The 7,928-nt window shown below is 68.8% G+C and carries 7 protein-coding genes; 3 read left to right on the forward strand and 4 right to left on the reverse strand.

Annotation, left to right across the window (positions count from 1 at the left end):
• Together purB and VFP86_19920 are read left to right on the forward strand one after the other, a co-directional pair.
• A partial coding sequence (gene purB / locus VFP86_19915) for an adenylosuccinate lyase (protein ID HET9001918.1) occupies window positions 1-1,332 on the forward strand: 1,332 nt, incomplete at its 5' end.
• A 17-nt stretch (window positions 1,333-1,349) separates the two neighbouring features.
• Complete coding sequence (locus VFP86_19920; GenBank protein ID HET9001919.1) at window positions 1,350-2,201, forward strand: EamA family transporter; 852 nt, start codon at window positions 1,350-1,352, stop codon at window positions 2,199-2,201.
• Window positions 2,202-2,209: 8 nt separating this feature from the next.
• Here VFP86_19920 and VFP86_19925 read toward each other — a convergent pair whose 3' ends face one another.
• The 4 genes from VFP86_19925 to VFP86_19940 all read right to left on the reverse strand — a co-directional run bounded on the left by VFP86_19925 (window position 2,210) and on the right by VFP86_19940 (window position 6,666).
• Window positions 2,210-3,157 (reverse strand): hydroxymethylglutaryl-CoA lyase, encoded by a 948-nt coding sequence (locus tag VFP86_19925; GenBank protein ID HET9001920.1) that lies wholly within the window; start codon window positions 3,155-3,157, stop codon window positions 2,210-2,212.
• A 35-nt stretch (window positions 3,158-3,192) separates the two neighbouring features.
• Window positions 3,193-3,990 carry an enoyl-CoA hydratase-related protein gene (locus tag VFP86_19930; GenBank protein ID HET9001921.1) on the reverse strand — a complete coding sequence of 266 codons (798 nt, stop codon included), beginning with the start codon at window positions 3,988-3,990 and terminating at the stop codon, window positions 3,193-3,195.
• Between the two features lie 76 nt (window positions 3,991-4,066).
• Window positions 4,067-5,227, reverse strand: coding sequence for an acyl-CoA dehydrogenase family protein (locus VFP86_19935; protein HET9001922.1), 1,161 nt, complete (start codon window positions 5,225-5,227; stop codon window positions 4,067-4,069).
• 47 nt (window positions 5,228-5,274) lie between these two features.
• Window positions 5,275-6,666, reverse strand: a complete 1,392-nt coding sequence (locus VFP86_19940) for an MmgE/PrpD family protein (protein ID HET9001923.1) — start codon at window positions 6,664-6,666, stop codon at window positions 5,275-5,277.
• 201 nt (window positions 6,667-6,867) lie between these two features.
• On the opposite strand from VFP86_19940, the gene VFP86_19945 reads away from it, so the two are divergent.
• Window positions 6,868-7,928: thioredoxin family protein (locus VFP86_19945; GenBank protein ID HET9001924.1), on the forward strand; the 1,061-nt coding region annotated here is incomplete at its 3' end.

The following is a 7,928-nucleotide window of genomic DNA, read 5'->3' on the forward strand; positions in this document are numbered from 1 at the left end:
GGGACGTTCGCCGACGACCGAATGCGGGGGATCTTTTCCGACGAGGCCTATGTCGCGCGTCTGCTTCGGGTCGAGGCCGCGCTGGCCTGGGCGCAGGCCCGCGTGGGATTGATCCCGCGCGACGCGGCGGAGGAGATCGAGCGGCAGGCGCGTCCGGAGCACTTTTCGCTCGAGCATCTGCGCGAGGGGCTCGACGCCACCGCGCACTCGCTGGTGCCGCTGGTGCGGGCGCTGGCCGAGCGCTGCGGAGGCGACGCCGGCCGGTACGTGCACTGGGGAGCCACCACCCAGGACATCATCGACACCGCGAGCGTGCTCAGGCTCAAGGAGGCGTTCGCGTTCGTGACCGGCCGGCTCGAGGAGATCCTCGCGGCGCTGGTCCGCCTGGCGGCGCGCGAGGCGGACACGCTGATTGCCGGGAGGACGCACGGGCAGCACGCGCTTCCCGTCACGTTCGGCTACAAGGTGGCCGTGTGGGCCTGGGAGGTCCGCCGGCAGCTCGAGCGCTGGGAGCAGGCGAAGGCGCGCGTGCTCGTGGGCAACATCACCGGCGCGGTCGGCACGTACGCGGGGTTCGGCGGCCATGGTGCCGAGGTGGAGCGGCTGGCCCTGTCGCATCTCGGGCTCGCATCACCCGAGATCTGCTGGCACACGGCGCGGGACCGCCCTGCGGAGGTCGCGGCGCTGCTCACGCTCGCCGCGGGGACGCTCGAGAAAATCGCCGGCGAGATCTACCGCCTGCAGAGCACGGAGTATGGCGAGGTCGAGGAGCCGTTCTTCACGGGGAAGGTCGGATCGTCGACGATGCCCCACAAGCGGAACCCCAGCCTGTGCGAGGCGGTGATGACGTCCTGCCGGGCGGTGCGGGCGGAGGCGTCGATGGTGTTCGAGGCAATGGCGCAGGAGCACGAGCGGCACTCGGCGCTCTGGAAGACCGAGTGGGTCGGGCTGCCGAACGCATTCATCCTGCTGGCGGGCGCACTGGCGAAATGCGGCCGGATCCTCACCGATCTCCGAATCAACCGCCGCCAGATGCGGGAAAACCTCGACCGGTCTCGCGGCGCGGTCATGTCGGAAGCGGTCATGCTCGCCCTCGGCCGGTCGGTGGGCCGGGGAGAGGCCCACGACATCGTCTATCAGGCGGGGATGAAGGCGTTCGAGGAAGGGCGCCACCTGCGCGCGTGCCTGGAGGAGCGCGCAGACGTCATGGCGCATCTCACCCGCGAGGACTTGGATACCCTGTTTGATTACGGGCGATACACGGGGTCGGCGAGCGACCTGGCCAGAGGGGCCGCCGCGGCATTGCGCGGGGATGGTGACGCACACTCCTAGCGCGCGATCGTCGAAGGATGAAGCCTCTTCATCTGCTCCAGGGAGTGCTCGTGGCAGTCATCTGGGGCCTCAGCTTCGTGGCGTCCAAGATTGGGCTCGAGTACTTCTCGCCTCCGCAGTTGGCCGCCCTTCGGTTTCTGATCGCGTCTGTCCCCGCATGCTTCCTGGCGCGTCCACCGGTCTCGTGGCCGGTCCTCATCGCGCTCGGCCTGACATTGTTCGCGGGCCAGTTCCTCTTGCTCTTCTTCGGAATCGCGCACGGCATGCCGCCCGGCCTGGCCTCGGTCGCTGCGCAGACCCAGGCGTTTTTCACGGTCCTCTTGGCCGCCGCGGCGCTGGGGGAGACACCGAGCCTCAGGCAGTCGGCCGGCATGGCGGCCGCGTTCGCCGGCCTTGGCATGATCGCTTCCACAGAGGGGCACGATCTCACCCTGGTCGGCCTCGGCCTCACCTTGGGCGGCGCCGTCAGCTGGGCGGTCGGGAACGTGCTCCTCAAGCGGATCGGCAGCGTGGAGATGCTCAACCTGATCGTGTGGCTGAGCGTCGTCCCGCCTCTGCCCTCGCTGGCGCTGTCATTTGTCCTGGACGGTCCAGCCGCTCTTCCTCACGCGGTCCAACATGCGTCGGTGCTTGGCGTTGGCGCGGTCCTCTATCTCGGCCTCGTCGCGACCATCCTCGCATATGCGATGTGGGGTAACTTGCTGCGGCAGTATCCGGCCGCAACGGTTGTGCCGTTTGCCCTTCTGGTGCCCTTCGTCGGATCGTTCTCATCGGCGATGGCGTTCGGGGAGCAATTCGGGCCGCTGCGGCTCACCGGCATGGGGTTCGTCCTGCTGGGACTCGCCATCATTGTGCTCCCGCAACACTAACGCGCGGGTCACGTGGCCTCGATCTTGGTCTGCCCCTCCCGTCTGGCACCCAAGAGCATGCGGCTGGTTCCGGCTTTGAGCACCGAGGAGTCGGCGTGTCCCACCGAGTCCCGTACCTCTTGAGCGACCTCCAAGAGGGCGTCGAGGCGGATGTAGGTGGCGATCCCCATCTCCTCAAGCATGTGGACGGCGTCCTCCGTCGCGATGTTGCCCGTCGCCCCGGGGGCGTACGGACAGCCTCCCAGCCCGGCCACGGACGCGTCGAAATGGGTCACCCCCGCCTCGAGCCCCGCCAGAACGTTGGCGAGGCCCATCCCGCGCGTGTTGTGCAGGTGCAGCGAGAAGCGCGCGGCCGGGAACCGTTGGTGGAGGGCGTGCATGGTGGACCCGACGAGGGTCGGGTTGGCCATGCCGACGGTATCCGCGATGCTGACCCGCGTCAGGCCGAAACCGTCAACGGCCTGCGTGACGAGCGCCTCGACCCGCGCGTACGGGAGAAAGCCCTCAAACGGGCACCCCAGCGCGGTGGCGAACCCGATGCTCACGTCCGTCCCCGACTGCCGGGCTAGCGTGACCACGCGGCCGGCCCGCTCCATCGCCTGGGCGGTGGTCATGTTGGCATTGCTCAAGGAGTGCGAGTCGGACGCCGAGACGACGATGTCGAGCCGGTCGACGTGGGCGGCGATCCCGCGCTCCGCTCCCCGCTCGTTCAGCACCAGCCCCGCGTATCGAGCGCCGGGGGCGCGCTCGATGCGGGCCATCACCTCTTCGGCATCCCGCAACTGCGGAATCGCCTTGGGATGGACGAATGAGGTGACCTGGATCTCGCGCACGCCGGTTCGCGAGAGGGCGTTGACGATTCGCACCTTCGTCTCGGTCGGGATGAACGCGGCTTCCATCTGAAAGCCGTCCCGCGGACCCACCTCGCACACCGTCACCGAGCCGGGCCATCGCATGGTCATTCACCTCCTGCCGGAACGCGCTGCCATGTTTAGTAGACGTCGAGGAACTCAGGCGTGCGGCGCTCGTTGTAGGCCGCCACGCCCTCGGTCCGGTCGGGATGCCCGACCATGCGCTGGTAACACTCTAACTCGATCTCGATCGCCTGCTCGATGGGCTGCTCGAGCCCCAACTTGGCCGAGCGCTTGGCCTGCTGGACGGCGGCGGGAGAGTTCGCCGCGATGGCGTCCGCGATCTCGCCTGCGATGGCGAGCAGGTCGCCGGGCGGGCACACACGGTTGACGAGGCCCCACCGGTGCGCCTCCTGCGCCGAGATCAGGTCCCCGGTCAGCAACAGCTGGAAGGCCACTCCTCGCGGGAGAAACCGGGGGAGGAACTGAGTCCCGCCCGCTCCGGGCATGATCCCGCGCTTGACCTCGGGTTGGCCGAACCGGGCAGTGTCTGAGGCGATCAGGAAGTCGGTGCTCATGGCGAGCTCGCACCCGCCTCCAACCGCGGCACCGTTGACCGCGGCAAAGATGGGCTTGCGCATCGCGCGGACCCGATGGTGCATGTGCTCAAAGATGCGGTGCTGCTTAGTCCATTGTTCGGGGGTCATCCCCAGGCGCTCCTTCAGGTCCGCGCCGGCGCAAAACGCCCGATCCCCGGCCCCGGTCAAGATGACGGCGCGCACCGCGGATCGTGCCTCCACGTCCTGAAGAACATCGAGCATCGTGAGGGCCAGGTCGGTGTTGATGGCGTTCGAGACCTCGGGCCGGTTGAGCGTGATCATCACCGCGCGCCCGCGACTCAGCGACTCGACAAGGACCAGGCCGGAAGCTCGTTCCACGATTGTCTCCCTCCCTGGTGCGAGATGCGAACCCGGTGCCCGGCCGCCTCCGCGATGCGGCGCGCCGCCGTGGCATTCAGAACGACCGCGGCATCCCCAGGATGTGCTGGCCGACGTAGCTCAAGACGAGATTGTTGGCGATCGGGGCGACGAGATGCAGGCGGCCTTCTCGGAATTTCCGCTCGATGTCGTACTCGACCGCCATCCCGTATCCGCCGAACGTCGACATCGCCGCGTTCGCCGCCTCCCAGGCGGCTTCGGAGGCCAGGTATTTCGCCATATTGGCCTCTCCGCCGGACGCCTCCCCGCGGTCGAACAGCACGGCCGCCTTGTCGCGCATCAGGCGTGCGGCCTCGAGGGCCATGTACGCCTTGGCGATTGGGAACTGCACACCCTGGTTCTGGCCGATCGGCCGCCCGAATACGACGCGCTCGCTCGCACGGCGGGTGGCGCGCTCGATGAAGAACGTTCCGTCGCCGATACATTCCGAGGCGATCAGGACCCGTTCGGCGTTCAACCCACTCAGGATGTAGGAGAACCCGAGCCCTTCCTCGCCGATGCGGTTCTCGGCGGGGATCTCGACCCCGTCGAAGATGAGTTCGTTGGTCTCGTTGTTGACCATGGTCTTGATCGGCTTCACGCTGAGGCGCTCCCCGGCGGTCCGCAGATCCAGCAGGAATAGGCTCAGACCGTGGCTGCGCTTCTTGACCTGATCCAACGGCGTCGTGCGGGCCAGCAGCAGCATCAGGTCCGAGTGCTGCACCCGCGAGATGAAGATCTTCCGGCCGTGCACCACATACCGGTCTCCCCGGCGCTCGGCAAACGTCGAGATGTGGGTGGTGTCGGTGCCCGCGTCGGGCTCGGTGACGGCGAAGGCCTGGAGCCGCAGCCTGCCCGACGCGATCTCGGGGAGGTACCGGCGCTTGTGATCCTCGCCGGCGTGGCGCAGCAGCGCGCCCATTGTATAGATCTGGGCGTGGCACGGCTGGGCGCTGCCCCCGGACCGGTTGATCTCTTCCAGGATCAACCCGGCTTCGAGCGTGCCGAGCCCGCCCCCGCCGTACTCCTTGGGGATGAGCACGGCGAGCCAGCCCGCCTCAGTCATCGCCTTGACGAACTCGTCCGGGTAGCGGCGTTCCGCGTCCAGCCCCCGCCAGTACTCCGCGGGAAACCGGCGGCACAGCTCCCGCACCTCGCCGCGGATTCGCTCCTGACGGTCGGTGAGTGAGAAGTCCATCCCCGCCTCCTTACGGTGTTAGGAGTGCCTAGATGGGAGATCGCGGGTCATCGACGCGCGGGCGTGGTCGTGCGGCGCGGCACCAGCGGGTCGACGAGCGTGTTCACGTCCGGCACCGTCTCGATGGACTCGAGGAGCATGAGCGCCCGATCGATCGCCTCGGCTTCGAGCACCCTGCCGGCGCAGTCGCGGAACTTGGCCACGAGTTCCTCGCGGCGGAGGGGGGCGGCTGGGGATCCCCGCGGATGGTCGACCCTGCGCGCCAACCGTCGGCCTCCCCGCGTCCGAATCTCGATGGTCACGTACCCTCCGGTCGACGGATTCCATGTGTCGTTGATCGTGGGGTCCTCGACGGTCGTCACGGTTCTGAGCAGGGCCTGCGCCTCGGCGCGCGCCACGGCGGCATCGGCGAACGACTCAAGCCCGAGGCGCCGATCGAGGATCGCCGCTGCGACCACATACGGCATACTGAACTTGCCCTGGAGTCCGGTCTGCGGACGCTCATAGATGAGGGCATGGCGGCCGCCGGGTGGGACGGTGACCGTCACCCCTTCGACATCGCCTGGGCGGATCTCGTGGACCTCGACCAGGTCGAGCACCCCGTCGGCTGCGCGGTGGGTCTGGAAGCAGCACGGGTACTTCTTCACGCTGAGCCCTGGAGACACGAGGTCGAAAGGGCGGCCCAACGTGCCGGCGAGCTCTGTGGTGCGTGCCTCACCAAACGAAAACACGGCGAAAAATCCGACGGGGCCTTCGACAGCGGCGCCGGCGCCGGTCATCCCCCTCTGAGCCAGCCGGGCCGAGTGGACCCCGCAGCGTGCCGCGTGGCCGGGGTGGAACGGTTTGGTCATCGTCCCGAAGTTCTGCTGGCAGCCCGAGGCCTCGGAGACCGCGATCGCCAGGGCGTGCGCTAAGCGGCCGGCGTCCAATCCGAGCAGCCTCCCGGCCGCCATCGCCGCCCCCAGCGTCCCGAGCGTCGAGGTGGCATGCCATCCGCCGCGGTAGTGCGCGGGGCCCATCGCGCGCCCGAGCTTGGCCATGACCTCGACGCCGGCGATATACGCCTCGAGCAGGGCCCGGCCGGGTGCCCGCACACTCTGGGCCACCGCAAGGGCCGCCGGCAGGATGGCCACGCTCGGGTGGCCCCGCACCGAATCGTTCACGTCGTCGTAATCCAGGGCGTGGCCGCTGGTCCCGTTCACCAGCGCGGCGCCTTCCGTGGACGTACGCAGCTCCGCCCCCAACTCATCGGCGGCCGGCCGCGCGCCGTCCTCAGCCACGGCCTCCGCCACTATCCGCGTCACCGGCTCGGGCGCGCCGGCCAGAATGACCCCGACCGTGTCGAGCACCGCCGCCTTCGCCGCGGCCGTCACCTCCGATGGCGCGCCGTCGATCGAGAAGCCGGCCACCCATCCTGCGACGTCGTGCGTTGCGCCCATGCCTCACCATCCCTCTTGTGAGAGTCGGCGGAGCCGCGTGCCTGCCTACGTCTATCTTACCAGTGTCTCGATCGCATGGACCGCCACTGGGGCGCTCCACGCACTTCAGCACCTCACTGAGGCTGGGAATCAAGATCAATCTCGTGCGTTGACCATTTAGGACGTATCATACGTCCGACCTGCGGCGCCGAGGGGGCAGCCTTGACGAGTGCCGACCGTCTTCCCGATGGCATCGTCGCGATCGTGAAACGCGACTGCCCCACCTGCGAGCTCGTCGTGCCTGTCTTTGGTGAACTGGCCGCAGCAGGAACGCCCCTGACGATCTACTCACAAGACGATCCCTCGTTCCCATCCGGGTTCCCCGTCGTCGACGACACCTCCCTCGAGGTCTCGTTCCGGCTTCAGATCGAGACCGTCCCCACGCTGATGCGCGTCGACGATGGCGTCATCGTCGAGCGGACGGAGGGCTGGGTTCGCGAGCGGTGGGAGCACCTGACCGGCGTCGCCCGCCTCGGGAACGGCCTGCCGGCGTTCCGGCCGGGGTGCGGTTCCCGGACGACGGAGCCCGAGATCGCGGAGCGGTTCGCGGCGCGCGCGGCGTCGTCCCCGCTCCGCGCGCGCCGCATTGCGCTCGGGGAGCAGGAGGATCCGATCGAATCCGCCTTCGCGCGCGGGTGGAGCGATGGGCTGCCGGTCGTCCCGCCGACGCCCGAGCGCGTCCTCCGCATGCTGCAGGGAACGCGCCGGGCCCCGAGCGACGTGGTGGCCGTCGTCCCCCCCGATTACGCGGAGTGCACGGTGGAGAAGGTGGCGATCAACGCGGTGATGGCGGGGTGCCGTCCGGAGTATCTGCCGGTCGTGCTCACCGCGGTCGAGGCGGTCTGCACCGACGCGTTCAATATCCACGGGGTGCTCGCGACGACCTACTTCGTCGGTCCGGTCGTGATCGTGAACGGCCCCATTGCCAAGGCGATCGGCATGAACAGCGGCGTCAACGCCCTCGGCCAGGGGAACCGCGCCAACGCCACGATCGGCCGGGCGCTTCAGCTGGTGATCCGCAACGTCGGTGGGGGCCGGCCCGGTGAGGTGGACCGGGCCACGCTCGGGAATCCGGGGAAGTACACCTTCTGCTTCGCGGAAGACGAAGAGCGCTCGCCGTGGGAACCCCTCGCGGTCGAGCGCGGCGTGCCCACGGGCGCCTCGGCCGTGACCGTGTTCGCGGGCGAGGGGCTGCGCGCGGTGTTCGACCAGCGCTCCCGGTC

The organism is bacterium (assembly GCA_035703895.1).
Classification (GTDB): Bacteria; Sysuimicrobiota; Sysuimicrobiia; order Sysuimicrobiales; family Segetimicrobiaceae; genus Segetimicrobium.

Coding starts and splice junctions, on each gene's coding strand:
- VFP86_19920 (HET9001919.1), top strand. CDS start 1,350: ATGAAGCCTCTTCATCTGCTCCAGGGAGTGCTCGTGGCAGTCATCTGG.
- VFP86_19940 (HET9001923.1), bottom strand. CDS start 6,666: ATGGGCGCAACGCACGACGTCGCAGGATGGGTGGCCGGCTTCTCGATC.
- VFP86_19925 (HET9001920.1), bottom strand. CDS start 3,157: ATGCGATGGCCCGGCTCGGTGACGGTGTGCGAGGTGGGTCCGCGGGAC.
- VFP86_19935 (HET9001922.1), bottom strand. CDS start 5,227: ATGGACTTCTCACTCACCGACCGTCAGGAGCGAATCCGCGGCGAGGTG.